Genomic DNA, 25,783 nt, shown 5'->3' with positions numbered 1-25,783 from the left:
TTTTAAACAATAATGTATTCTAAATAATGAATCCAATGAGTGCGAATACCTTAACAGTCAAGTTGAAGACCCTGATGTGTTATCAAATTGATGAAGAAAAATATGATGACATTTTCATCAAGTACAAGGGCAAGTCGATATGGCCTACCGACAAAAAACATGAAGATGTTTCTATTGGCAAATACAACCTTGATGTGGACATTTCCGGAGTAAAACCCAATGAAGAAATGGTTTTGGAAATTTGGGATCATGATACATTTAGTCCAAATGACTTATTGGGAAAAATGAGAATGATACCGGATCAACCCGGAGCAGGGCCGTACATGGTAGATATGAAACCAACTCACAAAAATAATATGGCAAGGTACTCCATTGAATGGGAGGTACTATAAAAATTACTCCCTCACCAGTTCAAAACTGTGTACCAGATTGATATCTTTTCTCAAAGAATCAGAGACAGAACAGTAATTGTTAACTGCCAGAGACACCAGACGTTCAGTTTCCTTTTCTGTTAAATCTGGTGACGTGATGATATATTTCAGATTTATATCTGTATAGCTTTTAGGGTCTTTTTCCCTCCTTACTCCCGATATTTCTGCTTTCAGGTCGATAAATGTTTTTCTTCTTTTTTTGATCATCGATACCAAATCAACTGCGGCACAACTGGCTACACCTGCTAATAAAAGCTGCATGGGAGAAAAAGCTTCTTTGTCTTCAACAGCGAGCATATCTATGGGTAAAATATTACCTGACTCATTGATCGCTTCATATTTTTTGTCCTCTTTATAATTTAATTTGATAGCCATTTCTTCTTTTTATAATTTGTGAGCAAAACTAATCATTCAGCTTAGTTTCTAAAACAGAATCCTAGAGCTTATACTTTTTCCAGAATGGCAGCTTCAGCAAAAATTCATAAACGACTTTAGACATTTCGGGAGTACGCAGATACCCATACGATTTGTGGGCATTTTCAGTTGTCCAGTTTTTATAATCGTTGTAGATGTTTTTATCTGTTGGCAGCACACCATGTTTGTTGGGAAGGAACTCATCGCTCAAGTCGTCATTGGCAGCAATGCCATCATCTATATCGGCAAAATTGTACCAGTGTTTTATATTGTCAGGCGTTTTACGTCGGGTTTTAGACGTATAGGCAATGCTATGCTCATCAAAAAACTTGGAGATTACCATGGGCAAACCTAAGGGAGATCCTATGGTCACAAAAGTGTCAATTTCTATCTCGTCCTGTAAAGCAAACAGGACGTCATAAGCGATAATCGATCCCATAGAATGGGCAATAAGCATGATTTTGTTACCTTTATTTTTAAGCAGCATACTTTTGAGCCTTTGACGAATGATTTCTCTTGCCAGACTTTCATGTTCTACCTCATCGGTCAAAAGGTCTTCACGGTAGTAGATGTCCAGATCTTTGTATTTTCTTCTTATAACTAAATCTGCAAAATAATTGAGGTTGATAAAACTGTTTTTACTTAAAAATATACCATCAATTATGGTTTCAAATTTGTCAAATAGTTTCTTGCCCCAACTCCCTTTGCTGGGTCGTTGAAACGACTGCATGGGTACATAAGGCTCATCAATGTATCTGGGGTGTTTGCTGTCTTTTATTGTTGGGTCTTCCGGTTTTTCATAAATAACATCCGCCCAATAAACCATTCTAAACCGAAAGAATGTTCGGAAATGCTGGTGCCTGTAAAGTCCATCCATAATCGATTTTCTCCACCATTTGGCGAGTAATTTCCTTGGTGGTTTGTTGCTCAAACCATGTATGCCAATGATGATTTTTCTTTCCTTTTTGAATGGATTTTTAAACATAATCAAATATAGCAAACGGTCTGTGAGTTGAACAAATTAGGTCGGTAATTACTTCTACTTTACGAAGGTGTCAAAATCAACCTGTTTACAATCATAAGGCCTAAAGGGTAGGCAGGCAGGTTGATTTTCTCCTTCTTCCCTTTAGGGTGAAGGGTAAAAAGAAGGTGAAAATCAATAGATTACCCAACTTCGAAAAGTAGAATTAGAAAGAATATTATTTAAAAAATAATTCAAATAAAATAAGTACTCAAGAACTAAATCCTGCTATTACCAATATATAGTATCCCAAAATAGTAATTTCAATGGATAATAATTTCGAAATAGAAGATCTGGTTCAAGATGAAAGTTTTTTACAATGGGTAATAGCACCCAATGCGGAATTGGAAGTTAAGTGGCGTGCTTTGCAAAAGGAGAATCCGGAAAACATAGAGACTGCCAGAAATCTCATTCTGACTCTGAGAAACAAAAACGAAGACAATGAAATTGACGAGGATGCCAAAAACATTTGGTCCAATTTACAACCAATAGTAAGAGGAGAAACTCTGAGCCAGACTAATAGAAAATCAGTAGAACCAAAACAATCTAAACTTTCGCTTTTGTGGAAGATTGCAGCCAGTGTAGTACTGATCATAGGCCTTTCTTTGTGGACTTTAGACTTACAAAAAAAAGACCCTGTTGTTTTAAATCATACCAGTGGCATTGAAAAATCCACTCCAAAAGGAGTAAAATCGACAGTTACACTTAAAGATGGTTCTACCGTTGTGCTCAATTCAGAAAGTACCATCAGTTACCACTCCAACTATGGCGACAGCATTCGTGAAATTACTTTGGTTGGTGAAGCTTTTTTTGAAGTTGCAAAAAACCCAAACAAACCATTTATTGTAAAAACCGGAAATATTTCCACTACTGCACTAGGTACTTCATTTAACATTAGCAGTTATCCTGAGTGTCAAACGGTCACAGTTTCATTAGCCACTGGTAAGGTGAAGGTAAACAATACCAATTCTAAAATAGATTCCTATTTTCTAACTCCCGGTGAACAAATCAAATATCAAAAAAGTACACACTCATTTATTAAATCCCGAAACAAGGATGATGAGGCTTTTTTATGGAAAGACGGCATTTTATCTTTTAATCAGGCTGATTTAGCTCAGATTACTCAAAAACTGGAACGTTGGTATGGAGTGTCTGTTGATGTGTCCGTTCAACCAAAATCTGTGGTAGATTATGACGGTATATTCAACAACCAAAGCATGAGCAATGTATTGAAGGCAATGAGCTTTTCACTAAACTTTGATTACAGGATTGAAGAAAAAAATATAAAAATAATGTTCAACTAAATAAAATAATATGACTTGAATCACTACCTGAAATAAAAAACGATGCTTCAAGGAAGCACCGTTTTTAAGTTCGTCTTTAGTAATCCAGATTTTTTCCCAAGCCTCCGGTTACTACAGACCAGTTTTAATAAATATTTCATTAATAAAACTTTTCAAAGATATGAAAATTAGATTGTTACAACTAATCTTAAAGATTATGAAGTTGTCGTTTTACGGCTTTGCCTTGCAACTTGTTTTACTGAATGTCCTGATGGCCGGCAGTGCCATCGGACAGAAAAACCAAAGTGTAAAAGAAGTTTTTATCGATTTACAACTTAGCAATGCGAGTATTGTAAAAGTATTCAATGCTATAGAATCCAAAACCAATTACAGGTTTAATTATAATAAACCCGAACTGGACAAAAAGCTCCAAATAAACATCAGCTCAAAAAACAATTCTGTTGCTGAAGTTTTAATGGATATATCCGCTCAGACAGGGCTCAAATTTCGGCAGGTAAACCAATCCATCAATGTGGATAAGCGGAAAGGTATTAATAATAAGGGAATAGAAATTATCCTGGCTGCTGATGTGGAAATTTCAGGTAAAATTACTGACGAAAATGGGGAAAGCCTGCCTGGTACTAGTATTGTAGTGAAGGGTACTGCAACGGGCACTACCTCCGACATAGAAGGAAATTATAAATTGAATGTTCCGGAAGATGTTGTATTGACTATTTCATTTGTTGGATATAAGACTCAGGAGGTTTCTATTGCAGGAAGAAGCACTGTAGATATTGAGATGGAATTGGATGCAGAGCAACTTAAAGAAGTAGTCGTGATTGGTTATGGTGGCGTTGTTGACAAAAAAGACCTGACTGGAGCAGTAGCCAGTGCGGATTTAAACAGAGCACTGGAATCATCTAACGTATCGATTGTTCAGGCACTTCAGGGTGCTATTGCTGGCTTAAATGTAGGGGCGGTGACCAATGCTGGGCAAGACCCATCATTATCAATCAGAGGTCAAAGCACATTATCAAGTTCCGGTGGTGACAATGCTCCCCTTATCGTTTTGGATGGAATTATTTATAGAGGAAGTATTATAGATATCAACAGTGCGGATATCGAATCTATAGATGTGCTTAAAGATGCCAGTTCAGCAGCTATATACGGATCTCAGGCTTCCAATGGAGTCATTGTGATTACGAGCAAAAGTGGAGCATCTTTCAGTAAGCCAATTTTCAACTACTCATCAAGTTACACGATGCAGACGCCTTCCAATAAATTTGAGCCCATGGATGCTGCTGAGTTGGAAGAGGTTTATCCCGATATCTTTTGGGAAGAGGGCGGGAGATTAGCTCCAGATTATCTAGAGGTAAATCCTTCTTATGTTTGGCAAAATAATTTTAAAACTCTTGACATAACTGAAGGTTACAATAATGGGCTAGATACACCATGGTACGATTTGCTTACAAACAATGGACATATCAGTACCCATAACCTCAGCGTAGGGGGCAAAAGTGAATCTCTAAATTATTTTATGTCAGGCGGGTTTACCGATCAGGCCGCATTTATCAAAAATGATACTTACAAAAAATACAATTTTCGTGTAAATATCGATGCGAAAATTAACGATTGGCTTAGATTGGGCACCCAGACATTTATAGCGATTAGTGATTATTCAGGGCAAGATGCCGGATCTGAGGCTCCTTTTTTGTTGCAACCCTGGGCACCCATACATGGTGTAGATGGAATATTAATACCAAAACCTGAGGGAAGTTGGTTAAACCCTTTTCTTACTCTGAGCATTGAAGATTCTGATGTGAGGTTGAACCTATCCAGCAATATGTTTGCAGAAGTTAAACTACCTTTAGAAGGATTAAGCTACAGAATAAACTATGCCAATAATTACCGGACGAGAGACCACAGGCGTTTTGACCCAAATGCGGCGAATTTTACAGGGTCAGCTTATCAAGACAATTCGAAAAGCAGGGATTGGACTCTTGACAACATCATTAGTTACAAAAGGACATTTAATGATGTACACAATTTCAATGCTACTTTTGTCTATGGTGTGGAAGAAAGGGATTTAAGTTCTGTTTTTGCTGGAGCACAAAATTTTTCGGTTGATCTTTTAGGATACAACAGGCTACAAGCTGGAGACCCTTCACTTAATAATGTGTCTTCTACCAAGGAAAAGGAATCCAGTCTATATCAGATGGGGAGATTGCTTTACAACTACAGTCATCGGTACTATTTCACGGGCACAATCAGGCGTGATGGTTTTTCTGGTTTTGGCAAAAATGACAAAACGGCAATTTTTCCTACAATGGCTCTTGCTTGGGTGATAAGTGAAGAATCCTTTGCTGATGATATTTCATGGATAAACTTCTTGAAACTACGAGCGTCGTACGGGAAATCTGGTAGGAGAGGTGTGGGTCGTTATGCTACGGCAGCTGTTGTAAACTCAGGACCAAGGGTGGTATTTGGAGATGGAGGTCAAACTTTTCAGGGTCAGTCAATTCAATCCTTATCTAATATAAGTTTAGGTTGGGAAACGACTACAGGAACGAATATTGGATTAGATTTTGAATTGATTAACACAAGGTTGCGAGGAGGTATCGAGTACTATAAAAATAAAACAGAAAATATTCTTTTTGCGATTGCTTTGCCAGCCATTACAGGCTTTGGTACCATCAACGATAATATAGCTAGTGTATCTAACAATGGTGTAGAACTGTCTTTGACTGGTACTGTTATCGGTAAAGGAAATTTGAGATGGGAAGCCTCTGTTAACTTCAATAGAGTACGGAACAATATTGAATCGATTTTGGGAGCAGACAATGATAATGACGGAAGAGAGGATGACTTAACTGGTAATAGATTGTTTATCGGAGAGCCTCAAAATGTGGTGTATGATTATGAAGTTGTTGGGATGTGGCAGTTGGCTGATAAGGAAGATGGGTCAATTTGGAATGGTTTTTTACCCGGTACTTACAAGTTAAATGATCTTAATGGGGATGATGGCATTTCTTCACTAGAGGATAGAAAAATACTGGGTTATTCGGATCCATCATATAGATTTGGAGTGGCGAACACGGTATCATATAAAAACTTAAGCTTATATGTTTTTATCAATTCCATACAAGGAGGCAAGAATTATTATATGGGCAATGATGCACCTCATGCCTATGGTAATTGGGTACAAAGAGATCAGTTGAGTTATAACAACTTTCCTAAAGGAGCTTGGGATTATTGGATGCCGGAAAATCCGGATGCCAAATACCGACGATTAGACACTTCGTCTCAGTTTGGAGGAACCCCTTACAATCAACGTAGTTTTGTCAGACTTCAAGATGTGTCGCTAGCATATACCTTTCCTATTGGAATCATAGAGAAAATTAATATTACCAATCTCAAGATATTTGTAAGTGGAAAAAACTTAATTACAGGGACAAAATGGAAAGGTAGCGATCCTGAAACTGGTGTGGGATTCAATCCAAGCAGACCATTGTTGAAAAGTTATACCATGGGTCTTAATGTTCAATTTTAAGCTTATCAAAATGAAAAACATAAAATATATATTAACAGTATTCTTCATTGCTACAACATTATTGTCATGCAACGAAGAGAAATGGTTGGAAGAAGTTCCTTATGACTTTTACTCACCGGAAAATTCATACTCCACACCCGACCAGATAGATATTGCGGTCGTTAATCTATACCAGAATATACATAGTATGCTTTTTGGATCTGGGGCTAATGGTTACGGATGGGCTTTTTTCTATACCACAGATATAGGTTATGATTGTACTTCCCCAACGCATCAATTGAATTCCTGGTCCGATAAGATTACTCCTGAAACGGGTGAAGTAGCATGGGTTTGGAACAGCTTCTATAAAATCATCTTTAATGCCAATGCAATCTTATCAAGGATTAACGCTGTAGAATATAATTCTGAAGGTGATAGACAGGCAAAAATAGCTGAAGCAAAATTTTTTCGCGCTTTTGCGTACAGAGGGTTGGGGATTATGTATGGAGGTGTGCCTTTGGTATTGGAAGAAATTACTTCTCCAAAAAGAGACTTTGTGAGAGCAACTCAAACTCAAGTATGGGAACAGGTGATTAGTGACCTTACTGATGCAGTTCAGGATTTACCAGATGCTGATGCAGTGGAGCAAGATGGTCGGATTTCCAAAGGTGCTGCTAATCATCTTCTTGCTGAGCTATACATTATCACTCAGGAATATGATAAAGCCATTGCAGCTGCCACAGCAGTAATTAACAATTCAAATTATGCTTTAATGAAAAACCGGTTTGGTACGAGAAACAGCGAGGCAGGGGATGTCTATTGGGACTTGTTCAGGCGGGGAAACCAAAACAGGGGTTCTGGGAATACCGAAGCAATCTGGGTAAGCCAGTATGAGTACAATACCCCTGGTGGTGGAGCTGATGATAATTTACCCCGCTTTCTGGGTCCATTATATTGGCAGTTACGGGACAATGATGGTGAAAATGTGTTTCTAGGCCCTATGAGTCACCTTGGTGGGCGAGGAATAGGTTGGTGGGCGGCATCCGACTACATGCTTAATGAGGTATGGCAAAATGCCAACAATGATATCAGAAATTCTGAACATAACATTCTTAGGGATGCTGTAGTCAACAATCCATCATCAGCTTATTATGGGCAAAAAATGGTCGCCAGTGGTGCAATATCTAATTTTAATAACCCTTTAAATAAATGGTGGAGTGCTATTTTTGCAAAAAGCTCCCCAATCGGCAACTTTCCGGACGAATTGATTGCTGACCCTGTAACAGGACTTACAACCAGCTCTGCAAATCATTCTTATCGTGACCGATATTTGATGAGATTGGCCGAAACATACTTGTTAAGAGCAGAAGCATACTTACTTAAGGGTGATCAAGGCAATGCAGCCATAGATATCAATGAGGTAAGGTCACGCTCAAAAGCAGATCCTGTAATGGCGGCAGATGTAGATATGGATTATTTATTGGATGAAAGAGCCCGTGAACTTTTTGTGGAAGAATTTAGGTTACTTACGCTGATGAGAATGGGGAATATCGTGGATAGGGTAAGAACATATAATCCTATGCACAATGGACAATATGCCTCGAATAAAATAAATGACACTCAGAATTTTTGGCCCATTCCAAATGGTGAAATAGAAAGGAATACCGAAGCAGATCTTTCCCAGAATCTGGGGTATTTTTAACCCTAAAGAAGCAGAAATTTAATAGTAAAAATGAGACTCAATTATTTCGAGTCTCATTTTTTGTGCTTTTTTGTAAAAACTTATGAATATGAAACGGGAAATATTACTGATCTGTTTTTTAACAATTCTGGGAATAGAATCGGTGAAATCTCAACCAAAAGACTTCACTGATTACAACATCACCTGGACGGAACAAAGCAAAAATAGCAGCGAATCTATGCCATTGGGTGGAGGTGATATTGGCTGCAATGTCTGGGTAGAAAATGGCGATGTACTGATGTATGTGCAGAGAAGTGGTAGCCTGGCAGAAACAAACGAGTACCTGAAGCTCGGCCGTGTTCGATTGACACTGAGCCCCAACTTGTTTGCTCAGCACGTTTCGGACGTTAAATTTAGCCAAAAGTTAGAACTGCAGGATGGATACATTGTGATAGAAGGAAAGAAGGCTCATGGCCAGGACACACTTTATGCCAAAATAAAATTATGGGTAGATGTTCATAATCCTGTAGTTCATTTTGAGGTGGAAGCAAGTAGTAAAATCAAAGTAAATGTTGCCTATGAAAACTGGAGATTTGATGATCAACTGATTCCTGATAATACCAGACGGGCATCTACCTACAACCTGGATCGTTATCCGGGAGAAGTTATACTTCATAAAGACTCTGTAAGACAAGATGGGCATGGCATTGTATTTTTCCATAGAAACACGGATGAAAAATTAGTGCCTGACATGTTGATTGTACAACAGGGACTAGAAAAGTATAAAGATGAAATTACCGATGATTTGCTTGGTCGGACATTTGGAGGAATGTTATTTGGAAATGGTTTCATTCCTGCTCCTGAAACAAAAGGGCTGTATCAGAAAACACCATTTACTGCGAAACATATTGTTTCTAAGAACCCCAAAAAGTACCACCACATTCAACTGGTGACTCATATTGCACAAACCCAGACCCAGAAAGAATGGGAAAGTGGATTGGCTGGTGTTGTTTCAAAAGTACAAGGCCAAGATGGAAAAAAAGCATTTGAAAATACCAGAAAGTGGTGGAATGACTTCTGGTCAAGAAGCTACATCCAGATAAACCCGAACCATCCTGATGTTAGTGACAGTGCCTGGGTTGCTGCCCGCAACTACCAATTGTTCAGGTATCAGCTAGGGTGCAACGCATTTGGAGAATATCCGACAAAGTTCAATGGAGGAAACTTTACCGTAGATGCAGGGTTAATTGATGAGAAAAGAGCGTATGGGCCAGACTTCAGAGCCTGGGGCGGTGGGGTTTTTACTGCCCAAAATCAAAGACTGGTGTATTGGCCAATGCTGAAAGCCGGAGATTTTGATGCCGTCCTACCTCAGTTTGAATTGTATCGAAAGGCATTGCCGGGGGCATTAGCCAGGGTCAAGGCAAATTTTGGTCATGAAGGTGCCATGTACAGCGAGTACATCAGTGTACCGGGGTTAGCTGTTGGTGCAGGATATGGCTGGTCGGAAGGAGTAAGAGCAAGAGGTACAGAAATAGAATTTGGCGATGAAAGAGCCGATGGTACCAATGGATACAACAGTGTGGTGGAAAAGGGTATTATGGCCAATCAATATGTATCCTATCACTGGGAGTCACAAATAGAGCATGCTTATATGATCCTGGAGTATCATCGCTATTCGGGGACGGACATTAGCAAATACATGCCATTTATCGAAGAAGCCCTGATCTTTTTCAATGAACACTACCGCTTACGCCAAAAAATGAGAAGTGGAAAAGAACTGGATGAAACTGGAAAATTGGTGATCTTCCCATCAACTTCCTGTGAATCGTATAGGGGAGCCAAAAACCCGAGTGACGTAATTGCAGGACTTCAGGCTTGCCTTACGGAGTTGCTGGCTTTAGATGAAAAGTATATTTCAAAAAAAGATAAAAATTACTACCGTGAATTTTTATCTACTTTATCCGGATATTTCTATGATGAAGTAGAAAACGACACCATACTGAAACCCGCAGAAAGCTGGAAATTTTATCAAAATGTAGAATGCCCTCAATTTTATCCTACGTTTCCGTTCAACCGATTCCATCTGGGAAAAGACGATATGTCATTGTTTCGAAACACCTGGAAACATGGTGCGTTTCCTAAAGACATGGTAATAAGCTGGCATCAGGATGGTATTTTCTATGCCAGAATGGGAATGACAGAAAAGGCTTCCGAATACAATACCCGAAAACTAATGAATTCGAATCGCCGGTTTCCAACTTTCTGGGGACCAGGTCATGATTGGGTGCCTGACCACAACTGGGGTGGTTCAGGTATGATTGGCTTGCAGGAAATGCTGATGCAATGCTTTGACGATCAAATCTTGTTGTTTCCTTCATGGCCAAAAGCATGGGATGTAAATTTCAAACTTCATGCTCCAAAAAATACTACAGTTGAAGGCAAATTGAAAGATGGCAAATTGATAGAACTAAAGGTATCTCCTGAAAGCAGAAGGAAGGACTTGAGTATTTTGAACTTCGGAAAGTAGAATCTTTTCAAAGCGTCTAAAACAGGGTACTCGAAATTCAGTTTTTATATTCTACACTGGATGTTTGAATCATCATTTACTAAACTAGAAGGGCAAATATCGAATAACTTCATCAAGCTTTGAATAAGAGCCTAAAAAGTGCTTTTTTTGCGCTTTCGAATATTCTATTTGAAACAGAGATTTATAAATTTATAGATGTGAGCAAGCAAAAACGCACAAAGATCAAGGAAGTGTTGTCGGTTGGAGTATCAGACAAAGCTGTTGTAAAAGGATGGGTACGTACTAAAAGGCAAAATAAGAATGTTGCATTTATTGCCTTAAATGATGGCTCAACCATTCATAATTTACAATTGGTGGCTGACCCCAGTACGATTGGAGAGGACTTGCTTAAACTGGTGACTACAGGTGCTTGTATCTCGGCTGAGGGGCAAATAGTAGCATCTCAGGGCTCAGGGCAAAGTGTGGAGATGAATGTAAGCACGCTCGAAGTATTAGGATCGGCTGATCCAGAAAAATACCCATTGCAGCCTAAAAAGCATTCCATGGAGTTTTTGAGGGAAATCGCTTATTTGCGTCCCCGTACCAATACTTTCGGGGCAATTTATAGAATCAGGCATGCCATGATTTTTGCCATTCATAAGTTCTTCAATGACAAAGGATTTTTAAATATCCATACTCCAATCATCACAGGATCTGATGCAGAAGGTGCAGGTGAAACATTTAGAGTAACTTCTTTAGACCTAGAGAATATCCCAAAAAATGAAGCAGGAGAAATAGACTTCAAAAAAGACTTTTTCGATAAAGAAACCAATCTTACCGTTTCAGGACAGCTGGAAGGTGAATTGGCGGCAATGGCGTTATCAGAAATTTATACCTTCGGCCCTACTTTCCGTGCTGAAAACTCTAATACCACCAGACACCTGGCAGAGTTTTGGATGATCGAACCCGAAGTAGCTTTTGCTGACCTGGAAGACAACATGGACCTTGCTGAGGAAATGCTTAAATACCTTGTGTCCTATGCCTTGGAAAATTGTGCAGACGATTTGGCATTCCTCAATCAACGAGAAATCGATGAGGATAAGAATAAAAAAGCAGAAGACAGAAATGAATTGTGCCTTCTTGACAGACTCAAATTTGTGGTGGACAATGATTTCGTAAGGATTACCTACACAGAAGCCATTGATATTTTAAGGAATTCCAAGCCAAACAAAAAGAAAAAATTTCAGTACCTGATAGATGGTTGGGGAGCAGATTTGCAATCTGAGCATGAAAGATTTTTGGTTGAAAAGCATTTTAAAAAACCAGTAATCCTTTCCGACTATCCAAAGGATATCAAATCATTCTATATGCGAATGAATGATGATGGCAAAACAGTTGCTGCTATGGACATTCTATTTCCCGGTATTGGAGAAATTGTAGGAGGATCACAACGGGAAGAGCGCTATGAAAAGCTGGTAGCCAGAATGGACGAAATGAACGTACCAAAAGATGAACTTTGGTGGTATCTGGATACCAGAAAGTTTGGTACCGCACCACACAGTGGCTATGGCCTTGGGTTTGAAAGGATGATCCTCTTTGTTACAGGAATGACAAACATCCGTGATGTCATACCTTTCCCTCGTACACCAGGGAATGCCGAATTTTAAATTCTCTCTTTGAAAGAGGATAGGATTATCGTTAGCTTTGTTTTTCAATAAAGCCCTATTGGGCAACCCGAAAAATGGCATTCTTATTTGATAGTTTCAGTGGTTGGAAAGCCTATTGTGAAAAGAACAACACCAATCTTTTCCAACCTGTTTTGTCTTATGAAACAGAACAAAAAGGAAGCTCAGAAACAGAAATTTGGTCTGGCCTTTCTCAGGCATATCAGGTGATGAAGGAGGCAGTGCATACCGGATTGACTGAAGACATGACTTCCAGTTCGGGCATGATCAACAACGGTGCAAAAAAGGTGTTCAACAATTCGATCGTTGTATTGTCTCCGGAATTTCAAAAGTTAATATCCCGGGCACTAGCTGCCAAGGAAGTGAATTCCTGTATGGGTAGAGTTGTTGCCGCTCCTACTGCGGGTGCTTCAGGCATTATCCCCGGAGTGCTTGTTACCCTGCAAGACATCCACCATATAAAAGATGAAAAAATCCACGAAGCTTTACTGGTAAGTGCAGGTATTGCTTTAATCCTGGAACAAAAAGCATCTATTTCAGGAGCTGTTGGAGGGTGTCAGGCAGAGACAGGAAGTGCAGCAGCAATGGCTGCCGGAGCTATTGTTTACTGTTTAGGCGGTTCGATAGATCAGGTATTCAATGCGGTTGCGATCACCATCCAATGTATGCTTGGTTTGGTATGTGATCCGGTAGCGGGTTTGGTAGAAGTGCCCTGTGTGGTACGCAACGCCAGTGCGGCTGCCATTGCCAATTCATCAGCACAAATTGCCATATCGGATGTAGATAGCGTGATTCCTGTAGATGAATGTGCCGATGCGATGGGCGAGGTTGGACAAAGCATGGAAGAACGCTACAAAGAAACTGCTCTGGGTGGCCTTGCCGTCACCAAAACAGGAAAAGCCATTTCAAAACGAGTCTTTATTAAGGATATTGACATCATTGATGAAGACTGACAATTAGAAACTGCCTTGAAACTGCCTCAAAAATCTGACATCATTTTCTGAGAATAATCTCAAATCATCGATTTGATATTTGAGCATTGCAATCCTTTCTATTCCCATGCCAAAAGCAAAGCCGGTATATTCTTCCGGATCAATACCGCAATTGGCCAGGACATTCGGATCGACCATTCCGGATCCTGCTATTTCCACCCAATTGGTGTATTTACATACATTGCAACCTTTACCCTGGCAAATAAAACAACTGATGTCAATTTCTGCACTCGGTTCTGTAAATGGGAAATACGAAGGACGAAAACGTATTTTAGTATCCTTGCCAAACATCTCTTTAGCAAAGTGGTAAACGGTTTGTTTCAAATCCTTGAAGCCTACATTTTTATCAACATAAAGCCCCTCGACCTGATGAAAGAAACAATGAGCACGTGCTGATATGGCCTCATTTCTATATACCCTTCCCGGCATGATAGACCTGAAAGGGGGCTTCTGGTTTTCCATCAACCTGATTTGAACATTTGAAGTATGGGTTCTGAGCACTTTATCAGGATTTTTTTCTATGAAAAAAGTATCCTGCATTTCTCTTGCCGGATGATTTTCCGGAAAATTAAGTGCTGTGAAATTGTAAAAATCATCTTCGATTTCAGGGCCATCAACTACGTTGAAACCCATCCTTTCAAAGATTTCAATAATTTTGTTTTTTGTAAGGGTTAATGGATGTATGCTGCCCAAATCATTAGCTACACCTGGTAAAGTCAAATCCAACGTTCCGGTGTTTTCACTGGTAGAACCGTCCCTTTCCAAAGATGAAGACATCTCTTTGAGTTTTTCCTGAGCTAAGTTTTTCAATTCGTTAAGTGCAACACCAAATTGCTTTTTTTGCTCATTAGGCACGTTTTTAAAGTCGTTGAACAACTCCGAAACCACACTTTTTTTACTGATAAATTTTATCCTGAATTGTTCCAGCTCATCTTTGGTTTTTACTTCAAGGGCTTTAAGCTCCGATTTGAATTTTTCTACTTTGTCAAACATGCGTTGCTAATAAAATTTGGGCAAAAGTAATGAGAGTTTATCAAAACTCCTTGCCGTGGGTCAATCCAAGCAAAGAATTGGCGACAGGTTTTATTCGGGCAAGGTTTACAGCAAGATTTGATGCAGTGGTAGAACCAAACAGTGCTTGTATTTTTCTGCCCGACCAAAGCCTGAAATAGAAAAGTTTATTCCACATTTTGACATATTCACTTTCCAGTTTTTCTCTGTCAAATTCTCCATTGCTCCAATGATTAATAATCGTTTCAGATAAAATTTTAGCAGAGTGTATCGCCATAGCCATACCATTTCCACAGAGTGGCACGATCATTCCCGCAGAATCTCCACTCATCAGGATATGGTTTTCCACAGGAAGTTTATTTTCAAATGATATTTCGTTTATAACCAATGGGACATCAAAAACGAATTTCGAATTTTTGAAAATGGACTTTAAAAATGGATTTTTATGTAAAATTTGCTCTTCCATTTCAGGAATGTTACCACTTTCTTTTAGAACACTACTGGCACTCAAATAGCATAAATTATAAGTATCATTTTCAACCTTACTCATACCACAATACCCTCCTTTAAAGTTGTGGAGAGCAATCGTGTCGTCAGGAAAGTCTGTTTTGATATGATACTTTACTGCGAGGTAAGGAGACTTTCTTTGTATAAAGGATCGATTGAGTTTTTTGTCCAGCTTAGATCTTTTTCCAAAGGCTCCAATTACCAATTTGCTTTGAACTGTTTCCGATTTTAGTTGAATATTAAAATGATTTTCAGAAAATTCCACATTTTCTACGGAGATACCCGTCCTGCAATCCACTCCGGAATCTATCGCCTTTTGGAATAAAAAATGATCCAACTCGTACCTGCTGATTCCAAAACCACCTAAATCCAGATCTAAATCGGAGTGCCTTCCATTCGTAGAGGTCAGCAAAAATTTATTTATTTGAGCAACTGCAAGGTGATCAGGATAAAGGCCATTTTGCTTAAGGAACGGAACTACCTCATTGGAGATGTACTCTCCACAGACTCTGTGAAAGGGGTAGTTTTTTTTCTCAAACAAAACAACAGAAACCCCTTTTCTAGCCAACAATATAGCATTGATCAATCCGGCAAGCCCTCCTCCAACTATGGCAATATCAGTCATGCCCTAAATTAGCCAGAAAAAAATTATTCTTGTACAGTTTCAGGTTTTAGCAAAATGCTCTGCAATAAATGTGAGGGAAAAAATACAAATGAGGATGAACCCTACAAGGATTAAGAAACCAATAAATTTATTGTTTCTTTCCCTTTCCGGTTCATGCTGACTATAGTACCAATCGCTTCCTTGTGACATTGTATTGGTTTGTATGATTTTAACTACAACGCAATAAATAGGAAAATAGTTATATATTATTGGATTTATTTAAGCCTTTCTAATTACGCTTGCTTAATATTTTATAAATGTCAGGATTATGGAACCCGTTAGCCCGATGTTCGTTTAATTTGCATACATTATATGGGTAAAAAAAGCAGCAGAATTCAGGGACACCAACTATTTTTCGCCAGGCCAAGGGTTTGGTTTTCTCTCCTGAAGAGAAACCAATTCGATAAGAAGTACTGGCATAAATTTGTTTTAATATCAATCATCAGTGTTATAATTTATCCCCTTCAATGGATTCAGGGGTTTTTATACAAGAAGAAAATCAGGCAAGTCAATTTAAAAGACAACCCTCCCGTTTTTGTTTTGGGGCATTGGAGAAGTGGTACTACTCATTTGCACTATATCTTGCACGAAGATCCACAATTTGGTACTTTGAGTAACTATCAGGCTTTTCTTTTTAATGTTGCCTTGTTGAGTAGAACCTCTCTAAAGTGGATATTAAGCCCCCTTGTTCCACCTACCCGCCCACAAGACAATACTTATATAGACTTAAATAAACCGGCCGAAGAAGAACAACCCTTTTGCACCATGTCAACCAGAACCGGGATGCATTCCTGGCATTTTCCTAAAAACAATTCTTATTTCAAAAAATACAATTTGTTTCAGGGAATTAGTGAAAAAGAAAAAAAAGCGTGGCAAAAAGATTATATGAAATGTCTCCAGACTATTTCATTTTACAACAATGAGAGAAAGCTGGTATTAAAAAACCCATACAATACGAGCAGGGTTAAGGAATTGTTGGAGCTTTTTCCCAATGCCAAATTTATTTTTATTCATAGGGATCCTATTGATGTGTTTCTTTCCACCAGACATCTGTATAAATCCATGGTGAGTACTCAATATTTACAGAACATTACACAAAAAGAAGTGGATGAGATGGTTTTTGACTATTACAAAAAGGTAATAGGGAAATACCTTAAAGAGCGCCATTTAATTCCTGAAGAAAATCTGGTAGAACTAAGCTACCATGACCTTCTTGAACATCCGGAAGCAGAAGTTGAAAAAATTTACAGAGAGCTTGGCTTACCAAATTTTAAGGAAGCCAAACCTCATATTGATGCATACTTAAAATCAATAAGGAAATTTGAATCCAATAACTACAGACCAATCAGTGAGGCTTTAAGAAACAGAATCAAGAAAGAACTGTTTTTTGAAGAGCTTGATGAGTTTTATCCTACCGATGCTACTCCATCTTCACAAACTGATCCTTCAAACATGTCACTAGTTTGAAAAAGCATAAGTACTGATTTACTTAAGCCAACGATCGCTCCAGATCTTCTATCAAATCTTCTACATCTTCGATTCCGACACTGAGCCGGATCAATGAATCTTTCAGGCCTGATTTGAGCCGTTCTTCTCTGGGGACACTGGCATGTGTCATACTTGCAGGATGGCCTGAAAGAGATTCAACTCCACCAAGAGATTCGGCCAAAGCAAACAATTTAAATTTTTCCAATAAACGGATCGCTTCATCTATGCTGTCTTCTACCAACTCAAATGAAACCATACCTCCAAAATCTTTCATTTGTTTTTTAGCAATGTCGTGGTTTGGATGCTCATCAAACCCGGGCCAGTAAACGTTTTCCACCTTCGGATGTGATTTTAAAAAGAAAGCGATTCTCCTGCCATTTTCGCAATGACGCTGCATCCTTACGTGCAGTGTTTTGAGACCTCTCAATACCAAAAAGCAATCCATCGGACCGGGAATAGCTCCTGTAGAATTTTGGATAAAGGCCAATTTTTCTTGCAAGCTGTCTTTGTTCAATACCAAGGCACCCATTACCACATCGGAGTGACCGGAAAGGTATTTTGTTACAGAGTGCATTACTACATCTGCACCAAGATTCAGTGGGTTTTGAAGGTATGGGGTGGCAAATGTATTATCCACTACGAATAGGGCGTTCCAGTCTTTCGCCACTCCTGCCAGTCCTTTGATATCTATGATGTTCAGCATTGGGTTGGTAGGGCTTTCTACCCACACCAATTTTACGTTTTTATTGAAGTGCTTTGAAATCCTCGTAAGGTCTCGCATGTCAACAAAATTAAACCTGATGCCAAGTTCCTGATATATTTCCGTGAAAATGCGATACGTTCCGCCATACAAGTCATTGCAGCAAAGCACTTCATCACCCGGTTTCAATAATTTCATTACGGCATCAGTAGCTGCCATACCTGAAGCGAAACACAATCCATGCTTTCCGTTTTCCAGTGCTGCAATATTCTCCTGCAAGGCAGTTCTTGTAGGATTATGAGTTCTGGAATATTCGTATCCCTTGTGTTTTCCAGGGGATGTTTGGGCATAAGTTGACGTTTGGTAAATTGGTGTCATAATAGCTCCCGTTGCAGGGTCTGGCTTGATACCAGCATGTATTGCTTTAGTCCCAAATTTCATCTTGATCGATTTTTTATTAACTGATTGAATTTAAATCTTGACAGCTTTAAATCTTAAGTTGTCGGTTTAACAAATGTAATCAATCTAAGATATTAGCAAAGTATAATATCCTGCAAACAGCAGTAAGTAATCAAAGTAACTTATGGAATTGATGTCCGTAAGAAGCCCTTCGATCGTTGCTTTTATATAAAGTCTAAACGAGATCATCACTTACTTCAGTTGATGAGGATTGGAAAAGTGACAGCATGGCAAATCATTACAACCACAAATGAATTCAAAAATTTTAATTGTAGTAGAAATTTCGCCTGCTGTAGCAGCGTAGTTCCTTTTGATCACAGCTCTGGTATTAACCGGGTTCAGATTATTATTTATTTCAACATTGGAAAAAGCCTTTTTATTTCTTCATCAGCAGGTTGTTTCCCATACTCACAGATTTCAAATCCTTCAACTCTAGTGGCACTTGCCGCTTTATCACCATACCATTTTTTCAAACATGCTCTGGTTTTTTCATTGGGTGTATTGAGTCGCCAGTTTGCCAAATACTCCAGTCTTGCCTTTTCTCCTTCAGGTACTTTGTCCAGAGCTCCGCTTGTCCAGGGCAGCCACTCGAAAAACTGTGATTTATGTGCTGCCATGGCATAGATCTTTTGATCATATACCTCATCAATGATCACCGCTATGTCCGGATCAAATGGATTTGGCTTTTGAAATCCATCTTCAGAATAAATAAATACAGGGTTCTTCTTTAACGGAGGTACATCCGGAGCAACATTTGGTACTATCACCATATAAGCTGCATCCTGTACCAGAATTCCCGTATATCTATGGTCAGGATGGTAATCATTTGGCCGGGGTGCAATCACAACATCGGCATTCCATTTTCTGATTTCACGAATCACTTTAAGCCGGTTTTCCAAAGTTGGCATCAGCTCTCCATCGTGATTGTCCAGCACGGTGTAAGTCACGCCAAAGCGTTTTCCGGCTTCCTGCGCTTCAGCCATTCTTATTCTTGCCAATTCGCCTCCACCCATTTCCTGGTGCCCGGCATCTCCATTGGTTAGTGAAACGAATTTTACATTGTGTCCCAATTTAGAAAACAAAATAGAAGTACCACCAGCATCAATATCGCAATCGTCGGGGTGTGCTCCGAACACAATTATATTGAGTTTTTGCTCTTGTGCTACTACAAAAAATGACAGGACTATCAGGATTGATGAAATTAAAAGCTTTTTCATACAGATATGTTTCGTTTACTCTGGGGAGTAAATTAATGAAAGTACAGCTGAAAGCCAGACACTTCAGGCAGGATTTAAGGGTAAAAGCATTGAAAACAGAGGGATTGCGGAATAAATCCGCAAACGAGGCTACCCCTCAATCAGTTCCTTCGCATTTTTCAATGCAGCTTCAGAAGGATTGTCCCCACCGATCATTTTGGCTACTTCCAGTACATGATCATTAGCATCCAGCTTTCGCATAAAACTTTCTGTGGTATCCGTATTTTGATTTTTATAAACAAAATAATGAGCATCACCTTTAGCGGCAATCTGAGGCAAATGACTGATCGCAATCACCTGATGTTTTTCAGACATTCTCTTCATCATCACAGCCATCTTTTTGGCTATTTCTCCGGAAACTCCTGTATCTATTTCATCGAAAATAATGGTTGGCATAGACGTTTTAGTCGCCAGCAAATACTTAATGCAAAGCATCAACCTCGAAAATTCACCTCCTGATGCTACCTGACCTACAGGTTGTGGTGCGATCCCCTTATTGGCAGAAAACAACATCTCCACCTCGTCAGTTCCTGTATTGGTAGGATCGGTTTCTTTATGAGTCATTTCCAGCCTGCCATCGGGAATGCCCACATAGCTGAGCAATTGATTGATGTCATCAGAAAATTTATCCAACACTGCCGTCCTCTTGCCTGAAAGCTTTTCAGCCGCTTCAAGCATGGCTTTTTGTCTCTTTTCAAATGCTTGTTGCTCTTGCGCCAACTCTTCTTCCAGATTTTGAGTAGCCATTACTTTTGACTCCAAATCATTTTGGATTTTCAACAACCCCTCTATGTCCAAAACCTGATGCTTTTGTTGCAACTGGTACAACAACCCCAACCGCAAGTTGATTTCCTCAATACGCTGTGGGTTATGCTCCACAGACTCCAGCACGTCACTCAGTTCATCTACAATATCTTTCAGCTCGGTAAGAGAAGACGCAAACCTCTCGTTGAGATTTTCCAGTTTGTCGGAAAATGAAGCCGTACTGCGGAGCAGCTGATTCATTTCTGCTAGTTTGTCAGAAATGGAATATTCGTTTTCTTTAAATTCCCCTACTACCTGCGAAAGTTTTAGTTTAATATCTTCCGAATTGTCAAGGACTTTCAGTTCACTTTCGAGTGTTTCCTGTTCATCAGCCTGAAAAGAAGCTTTGACTAATTCATCTAAAAGAAAGTTATTATAGTCTTCCTCCTTGCTCAGATTGGCCTGTTGGGTCAGCAAATCGTTCAATCGCTTCTCAGATACTTTAAACTCCGAGTGTGCCTTTTTATACACGGCAATCAAAGCGGACGTCTGGGCATAATCATCTATGATTTTTAACCTCGCATCCTTCTTTACTATTTCTATACTTTCGTTTTGAGAATGGATGTCCAGGAGCTTCAAGCCTACCTGCTTCAATACATCAAGAGTAGTAGGCACATCGTTGATGAATGCCCTGGATTTGCCATTGAGGTTAATCTCCCGCCTTACAATAGTCAGCTCTTCATAATCCAAATCAGCCTCTTCAAACACCTCTTCCAACGCATAATTTCCAATATTGAATTCTCCCTCAATGATGCATTTTTTCTCTTTGAGCAAAAGGGCTTTGGTGTCGGCTCTATTGCCCAGCAGTAACCCGACTGCACCGAGCACAATGGATTTTCCTGCACCCGTCTCTCCTGTAATGATATTGAGCCCGGAGGATGGAGCGATCTCCAATTCCCGAATCAATGCATAGTTTTGAATGGATAATTTAGTGAGCATTAGAGCATCTGGGTAAATTTCTTAAAGAAATTCAAAAATATATATTTAGGGGGAACTTCCTTGGATTTGGAATTGGGTTTTTCAACCTAATCCTACTTTGTCATGTTATAATAATCTTCGGTTGGTTGATACTAAAAACAACTTATTCCGCCATTCGCAGGGAGAAGTCTCATTCAAAGCTTCTTAGGATTTAAATGGAATAAAAATCCCCTTTGATCAATTCCTCATCGATATTTTCCAGAAGTTTCTTGATGTCATCTTTGTCTTTTTCAAATAGTTCATTTTTGGTTATCTCTCCTTTTTTTAATTGGTCAGCTAATGATGGAAATTCCATTGAGAAAATAAGAAAACGAACCACTTTTCTATTCAACTCAGGGTTGTCATCTAAGGGAACTCCTTCTACCTTTAATGTAGCTCGGGTAATGATGTACTGATTGATAAAGCGTTTCAATTGGCGAGGATTTTTTGGAACGACATTTCTAAATTCCCTTAAGAATTGAGGCAAGTTTTCTATAACCTTATCTTTTTCACTTTTATCTATATCTTCAGTCGATTCCTGTGGATTTTGATCGACAGAATTGTCTTCCTGAATAACTGGGTTTGCGGGTTGTTGATTGCCAGGACTTTCTTCGTTTTCAATTTCCGCTTTCGAATCCGATCCGATCAGTTTATTATAGAATTTATCTAAAGCATTTTTGCCAGGAATAGGCACTGTCACTTTTAGCTGGAAAGATTTTTCGAGAAATTTTTCACCAATCGAATGACCCGGTGCAGCTATAGAGCTGAACTCTTTGTAGTGTTGGTCGAAGCATTTTATAAGCCAATGCCCATCCGCAGCAATTATATACAGCACCCGATTGTCTTTGAATAATGTTTGAATACCTTCCAGGAGTTTAACTGTAGGTTCTGATTCGCACCTGTCCAAGTCATCAATGAATATGGCAAGGTCATTTTCTTTGGAAATATCATTAAACCTTTGCCTGATTTTTTTAAATGGATGCTCGGTGAAGCGCTCTTTTAAATCTTCATTAGACACACTTTTAAAGAAGAAATTATTGATTAAACCTGTGATTACACTGATAAGAGAACCAACTAAGCCAATAATGCTGGCATAAAAACCTACACCGGGTCCCGTTGTTTGGTTAGGATTGGAATTGAAAAGAATAATTCCACTAACTATAAAGATAGCTATCAATGCTAATGCCCATAAGCTATTTCGATATTGCATACCCATTTTCCAGCGTGTATGGGATGCAAAGTCACCTTTGAAACTTTCCTTTGAAGCTTTTTCACTTATGGCGTTAATAAGTATCCACCAGGGATCTTTGAATTGCTGGTTTTCCCATGCATTATAGTCTATAATTTTCCACTCCTCTTTCCCAAGTTTCTTTCGCAGAAAATTTAGCATGGATGATTTACCTGATCCCCATTCACCCTTGAGCAAGATAGTGTATGCTCCTGTAGAGTCTTTCTTAGCGAAAAGTTCCCTCACCAGCCCTATCACTTCATTTGTTAATTTTTCCCTTCCCAATTCGTCTGTTTCAGTAGGAGCATCCGACCACAGGAAGGCTTCATAATCGAATTTTCCATTAATGTCATCCGGCTCCTTTAATGGTTCAAAAAGTTTAATATCAGGAGTCTTTGAATACACATATACAGGCCATCTATTTTCACCTGATTCTTTCCATAGAAATACTTCCTCAAAATTTTGAGTTTCGTCAACATAGCCATTAGCAGTTATATTACTCGAAATAGGCTTAGTACAATAAAAGTGATCTGATCCTTTTTCCTGATTGCTTTGCTTGAAGAATCTAAATAACTTAATACAACCATCCTTTTGCTCCAAATTTACCAAACCAATCTCTTCTCCATTTTTGGGAGTCCATTGATGTCCCTGAAGTGATTCTTTTGATAGGTTCGTAGAGTATAAATAATCATCTTCATCTATTAAATACACTTCGTTAAGAATCGTCATTTTGACCTCATCACTCTCTTTATTATTTATATATCCTATTAAACCTTGGTATTTATAACCCTCTTCATGTAACTCAATGTCCTCTAGTTGATGTGATAGTGCATGCTTTAGAATGATTTCATCGTTTCTCTTTTCAGATGAATCATCCTTCTTTTTAAGATTCGATCTAGAATTAGGTTTTTTTAGTGGAATGGGAGAAGGATTGCCTTCGGGAAAGAAGTCCTTTTCCAGAAAAAAATTATCAAAACTTTCAAAATCTCGACGATTAGTTTCGAAATATTCTCTCCCTGCATCTGTAATTATTGCTGAAAACTCAGAATTTTGTCTATCAACGTTAATTAGTTCATTTTTTTCTAGGCGATACAGATCATATTCTAATTCCGAACTAAGGTAGTTTGGAAAAAATTCTTCAACAAGGTTTGATGCGTTATGGTAGCCAGATTTACCGAGAGTTTTATTGTAATTTAAGTAGCGAAGCAGGAATAATGCTGCTGGAGTATATGCGAGTTTAGCCATGCTACCAAGTTATGATATTTAAGTAGAAAATTTACTCCAAATAATCCACAATCAACCTCCCTCTGTTAGACATCTGGATTTTGATATGGTCGTCGAGTGAGTCGTCTGATCCGGTATCTGTGGAATCCCAGCCATCCCATTCGTCAGCACAATCTTTGCTACCGTCCTTTTGTTTTTTTCCTTTGTCGGTTCGGAATATATGCTGTTCATCCACTCCAAATTCAATAAAACGATCTACGGTGAGTTTTCTCGGATGACGGTACATCCCCCCGGCTGAAAAAGCGACATATTCCGGAGATGTTGCTTCTATAAAATCCGAACAGTTGGCGTTGTATGCTCCATGATGGGCAGCTATCAGTACATCCACATCGAGCAGGTTTCTGGCTGAGTCGAGCATGAACCGCTCGGTAGCAATGCACTCTGCAGGGCAATCACAGTTGGTTTTGCAATCGTCAAGCCCAACTGCATCGCCTGTCAACAGGACGGACATATCGTAATAATCTAACCGCAACACGATGCTCACCCCATTGTTGGCTTTTGAGTGGTCTGACCCTAAGTCCCAGTACTCCGGCAGCTTGCCAAAGCCGGAAACAAAGGTGAGCCTGGTTTCTCCTTCAGAGAAAAGTACATGTCCTGGTTTTAGTGGATGGCTCTTTAGGTCAATTCTGTTGATGCCTTCCTCCGTCTTCAGTGCCGCAACACCAGCTTCTGCATATTGTGGTAAAGGTTCTGTTCTGTAGGAGGTGTAAAGTGCTTCTTTGATTTGGTAGCTTTCAGCGAGCTTTGCCACACTGCCCCAGTGGTCGTCATCGGTGTGGCTCAAAAAAAGTTTTTCGATGGGTATGCTGCTATCTACCACTCCGGTAATGTACCTCCAGGCATTGTAGCCTCGTCCGCCATCATATACAAAATACCTGTTGTCAGGCAGTTTGATAAGGCAACTCAGACCCGCACCAACATCTATCACGGTGACTTCTACTCCGGTAAAGTCTTTTAAAAAAGTGGGGATTTTGCCTTGTTTACGCTTGACCAGAGAGCGGTAAATCCACCCCTTTGTATTGGTACCATGGATTTTCACTTTATAGTAGCCGTTGGCTTGCTTGCCACTATCCAACAGGTGCAACCAATCCCCTTTCGCTATATCTGATCCAAGCACCTGGCCAGATGAACTATTTGGTTCTTTCTTCAAGCTCGTATTTCGATACGACTCCAGGTACTGGGCTTGCATTGCAACTGAAAGCAGCAGCAATATTCCCATTGCCAGTGCTTTCATAACCTGATCTTTTTCACCTGATTCACAGAATAAGGTACCACGCCGATACCCAACGCCAGCAATACATTGGTGAAGTCAGACAGGTCTAATCCCACAGCGCAATTGATGCAGTAGATATTCATGTAGAAATAAAAGGTAGTGATACACACAGCCAAAACCAGGCTTGTAACTCCCGAAAGGAAGAGGATTAACCTGCTGGCACTTCGTTTGGTTGACACTGGGACAGGAGGGGCAGCCTCATTGTTTGCCCTGGCAGCCTGAGCATCCGCCTGGTTTTTTATTTCTACTTCCGTTTCAGCCAGTAAGTCTGTCAGATTTACGTTCTGATCGGTCAGGCGGTTTTTGATCGCCAGCATGGTAAGCACAAAGATGATAATTGGAGCCAGGACGATGAATATCCCCAGCCATTCTGGTATTGTTTCCATGGTTTTGTTGGTTTAGTGTTAGTTAGAATAATGTTTGTTCTTACAGTGCTTGAATGAACTGCCTATTCTTTCATTTGAAGGATTAAGTAAACCCAAGGAGTCCAGCAGAAAGTAACACATTCAAGTAGGTATTCTTTTTTTCTTTAGCCATAATGATTTTGATTGCCTGATGTTTCTACCATTAATTAGAGTCTGTCTATAATGTGCTTTGAGAAGCCTTT

At 39.4% G+C, this 25,783-nt stretch carries 18 protein-coding genes and 1 pseudogene; 9 read left to right on the top strand and 10 right to left on the bottom strand.

Going from position 1 to position 25,783, the window contains the following annotated elements:
* The first annotated feature begins 35 nt into the window (after positions 1-35).
* Complete coding sequence (locus AAOP42_RS18900) at positions 36-392, top strand: hypothetical protein (RefSeq protein ID WP_349530137.1); 357 nt, start codon at positions 36-38, stop codon at positions 390-392.
* Between the two features lie 3 nt (positions 393-395).
* On the opposite strand, the gene AAOP42_RS18895 is transcribed toward AAOP42_RS18900, so the two are convergent.
* Both AAOP42_RS18895 and AAOP42_RS18890 read right to left on the bottom strand, forming a co-directional pair.
* Positions 396-806 (bottom strand): OsmC family protein, encoded by a 411-nt coding sequence (locus AAOP42_RS18895; protein ID WP_349530136.1) that lies wholly within the window; start codon positions 804-806, stop codon positions 396-398.
* A 61-nt stretch (positions 807-867) separates the two neighbouring features.
* Positions 868-1,830 carry a PGAP1-like alpha/beta domain-containing protein gene (locus AAOP42_RS18890; RefSeq protein WP_349530135.1) on the bottom strand — a complete coding sequence of 321 codons (963 nt, stop codon included), beginning with the start codon at positions 1,828-1,830 and terminating at the stop codon, positions 868-870.
* A 302-nt stretch (positions 1,831-2,132) separates the two neighbouring features.
* Here AAOP42_RS18890 and AAOP42_RS18885 point away from each other — a divergent pair, with 302 nt between their 5' ends.
* From AAOP42_RS18885 to sdaAA, 6 genes are all read left to right on the top strand, one after another.
* The gene (locus AAOP42_RS18885; RefSeq protein ID WP_349530134.1) at positions 2,133-3,170 is read left to right on the top strand and encodes a FecR family protein; all 1,038 of its coding nucleotides are present in this window, start codon (positions 2,133-2,135) and stop codon (positions 3,168-3,170) included.
* Between the two features lie 160 nt (positions 3,171-3,330).
* Positions 3,331-6,699 carry a SusC/RagA family TonB-linked outer membrane protein gene (locus AAOP42_RS18880; RefSeq protein ID WP_349530133.1) on the top strand — a complete coding sequence of 1,123 codons (3,369 nt, stop codon included), beginning with the start codon at positions 3,331-3,333 and terminating at the stop codon, positions 6,697-6,699.
* 10 nt (positions 6,700-6,709) lie between these two features.
* A complete protein-coding gene (locus AAOP42_RS18875; RefSeq protein ID WP_349530132.1) occupies positions 6,710-8,380 on the top strand; it encodes a RagB/SusD family nutrient uptake outer membrane protein in 1,671 nt (556 codons plus the stop codon).
* Positions 8,381-8,468: 88 nt separating this feature from the next.
* Complete coding sequence (locus AAOP42_RS18870; RefSeq protein WP_349530131.1) at positions 8,469-10,889, top strand: DUF5703 domain-containing protein; 2,421 nt, start codon at positions 8,469-8,471, stop codon at positions 10,887-10,889.
* 197 nt (positions 10,890-11,086) lie between these two features.
* Positions 11,087-12,535 (top strand): asparagine--tRNA ligase, encoded by a 1,449-nt coding sequence (asnS, locus tag AAOP42_RS18865; protein ID WP_349530234.1) that lies wholly within the window; start codon positions 11,087-11,089, stop codon positions 12,533-12,535.
* 74 nt (positions 12,536-12,609) lie between these two features.
* The gene (gene sdaAA / locus AAOP42_RS18860; RefSeq protein WP_349530130.1) at positions 12,610-13,506 is read left to right on the top strand and encodes an L-serine ammonia-lyase, iron-sulfur-dependent, subunit alpha; all 897 of its coding nucleotides are present in this window, start codon (positions 12,610-12,612) and stop codon (positions 13,504-13,506) included.
* Between the two features lie 3 nt (positions 13,507-13,509).
* Here sdaAA and pheS read toward each other — a convergent pair whose 3' ends face one another.
* A complete protein-coding gene (pheS, locus tag AAOP42_RS18855) occupies positions 13,510-14,538 on the bottom strand; it encodes a phenylalanine--tRNA ligase subunit alpha (RefSeq protein ID WP_349530129.1) in 1,029 nt (342 codons plus the stop codon).
* Between the two features lie 40 nt (positions 14,539-14,578).
* Complete coding sequence (locus AAOP42_RS18850; protein WP_349530128.1) at positions 14,579-15,688, bottom strand: NAD(P)/FAD-dependent oxidoreductase; 1,110 nt, start codon at positions 15,686-15,688, stop codon at positions 14,579-14,581.
* Between the two features lie 351 nt (positions 15,689-16,039).
* On the opposite strand from AAOP42_RS18850, the gene AAOP42_RS18845 reads away from it, so the two are divergent.
* Entirely contained in the window at positions 16,040-17,194 is a 1,155-nt protein-coding gene (locus tag AAOP42_RS18845; RefSeq protein WP_349530127.1) for a sulfotransferase, read from the top strand.
* A gap of 22 nt (positions 17,195-17,216) precedes the next feature.
* Here AAOP42_RS18845 and AAOP42_RS18840 read toward each other — a convergent pair whose 3' ends face one another.
* Entirely contained in the window at positions 17,217-18,386 is a 1,170-nt protein-coding gene (locus AAOP42_RS18840; protein WP_349530233.1) for a cystathionine gamma-synthase, read from the bottom strand.
* Positions 18,387-18,485: 99 nt separating this feature from the next.
* On the opposite strand from AAOP42_RS18840, the pseudogene AAOP42_RS18835 reads away from it, so the two are divergent.
* Positions 18,486-18,695 (top strand): annotated as a pseudogene (locus AAOP42_RS18835) (transposase); the annotation flags it as partial.
* A gap of 29 nt (positions 18,696-18,724) precedes the next feature.
* Here AAOP42_RS18835 and AAOP42_RS18830 read toward each other — a convergent pair.
* The 5 genes from AAOP42_RS18830 to AAOP42_RS18810 form a co-directional block, all read right to left on the bottom strand.
* Positions 18,725-19,591 carry a PIG-L deacetylase family protein gene (locus tag AAOP42_RS18830; protein ID WP_349530126.1) on the bottom strand — a complete coding sequence of 289 codons (867 nt, stop codon included), beginning with the start codon at positions 19,589-19,591 and terminating at the stop codon, positions 18,725-18,727.
* Between the two features lie 129 nt (positions 19,592-19,720).
* Positions 19,721-21,373: a DNA repair protein RecN gene (recN, locus tag AAOP42_RS18825; protein WP_349530125.1), complete on the bottom strand. Its 1,653-nt coding sequence runs from the start codon at positions 21,371-21,373 to the stop codon at positions 19,721-19,723.
* Between the two features lie 190 nt (positions 21,374-21,563).
* The gene (locus AAOP42_RS18820) at positions 21,564-23,864 is read right to left on the bottom strand and encodes a P-loop NTPase fold protein (RefSeq protein WP_349530124.1); all 2,301 of its coding nucleotides are present in this window, start codon (positions 23,862-23,864) and stop codon (positions 21,564-21,566) included.
* Positions 23,865-23,895: 31 nt separating this feature from the next.
* Positions 23,896-25,137, bottom strand: a complete 1,242-nt coding sequence (locus tag AAOP42_RS18815) for a ComEC/Rec2 family competence protein (RefSeq protein ID WP_349530123.1) — start codon at positions 25,135-25,137, stop codon at positions 23,896-23,898.
* The gene (locus tag AAOP42_RS18810) at positions 25,134-25,562 is read right to left on the bottom strand and encodes a hypothetical protein (RefSeq protein WP_349530122.1); all 429 of its coding nucleotides are present in this window, start codon (positions 25,560-25,562) and stop codon (positions 25,134-25,136) included. Before AAOP42_RS18810 ends, AAOP42_RS18815 begins: the two co-directional genes overlap by 4 nt.
* Between the last annotated feature and the right edge of the window lie 221 nt (positions 25,563-25,783).

The sequence above is a fragment of the Reichenbachiella sp. MALMAid0571 genome, assembly GCF_040151475.1.
In the GTDB taxonomy this organism is placed as follows: domain Bacteria; phylum Bacteroidota; class Bacteroidia; order Cytophagales; family Cyclobacteriaceae; genus CAXBNB01.
This window is presented reverse-complemented; position numbering and strand designations above follow the sequence as displayed.

What these genes read in the sequence shown, in the direction of transcription:
- AAOP42_RS18870 (WP_349530131.1), top strand. Translation starts at nt 8,469, where the DNA reads ATGAAACGGGAAATATTACTGATCTGTTTTTTAACAATTCTGGGAATA.
- AAOP42_RS18845 (WP_349530127.1), top strand. Translation starts at nt 16,040, where the DNA reads ATGGGTAAAAAAAGCAGCAGAATTCAGGGACACCAACTATTTTTCGCC.
- AAOP42_RS18885 (WP_349530134.1), top strand. Translation starts at nt 2,133, where the DNA reads ATGGATAATAATTTCGAAATAGAAGATCTGGTTCAAGATGAAAGTTTT.
- recN (WP_349530125.1), bottom strand. Translation starts at nt 21,373, where the DNA reads ATGCTCACTAAATTATCCATTCAAAACTATGCATTGATTCGGGAATTG.
- AAOP42_RS18820 (WP_349530124.1), bottom strand. Translation starts at nt 23,864, where the DNA reads ATGGCTAAACTCGCATATACTCCAGCAGCATTATTCCTGCTTCGCTAC.
- sdaAA (WP_349530130.1), top strand. Translation starts at nt 12,610, where the DNA reads ATGGCATTCTTATTTGATAGTTTCAGTGGTTGGAAAGCCTATTGTGAA.
- AAOP42_RS18890 (WP_349530135.1), bottom strand. Translation starts at nt 1,830, where the DNA reads ATGTTTAAAAATCCATTCAAAAAGGAAAGAAAAATCATCATTGGCATA.
- AAOP42_RS18815 (WP_349530123.1), bottom strand. Translation starts at nt 25,137, where the DNA reads ATGAAAGCACTGGCAATGGGAATATTGCTGCTGCTTTCAGTTGCAATG.
- AAOP42_RS18850 (WP_349530128.1), bottom strand. Translation starts at nt 15,688, where the DNA reads ATGACTGATATTGCCATAGTTGGAGGAGGGCTTGCCGGATTGATCAAT.
- AAOP42_RS18895 (WP_349530136.1), bottom strand. Translation starts at nt 806, where the DNA reads ATGGCTATCAAATTAAATTATAAAGAGGACAAAAAATATGAAGCGATC.
- AAOP42_RS18880 (WP_349530133.1), top strand. Translation starts at nt 3,331, where the DNA reads ATGAAAATTAGATTGTTACAACTAATCTTAAAGATTATGAAGTTGTCG.
- AAOP42_RS18830 (WP_349530126.1), bottom strand. Translation starts at nt 19,591, where the DNA reads ATGAAAAAGCTTTTAATTTCATCAATCCTGATAGTCCTGTCATTTTTT.
- pheS (WP_349530129.1), bottom strand. Translation starts at nt 14,538, where the DNA reads ATGTTTGACAAAGTAGAAAAATTCAAATCGGAGCTTAAAGCCCTTGAA.
- AAOP42_RS18810 (WP_349530122.1), bottom strand. Translation starts at nt 25,562, where the DNA reads ATGGAAACAATACCAGAATGGCTGGGGATATTCATCGTCCTGGCTCCA.
- AAOP42_RS18900 (WP_349530137.1), top strand. Translation starts at nt 36, where the DNA reads ATGAGTGCGAATACCTTAACAGTCAAGTTGAAGACCCTGATGTGTTAT.
- AAOP42_RS18875 (WP_349530132.1), top strand. Translation starts at nt 6,710, where the DNA reads ATGAAAAACATAAAATATATATTAACAGTATTCTTCATTGCTACAACA.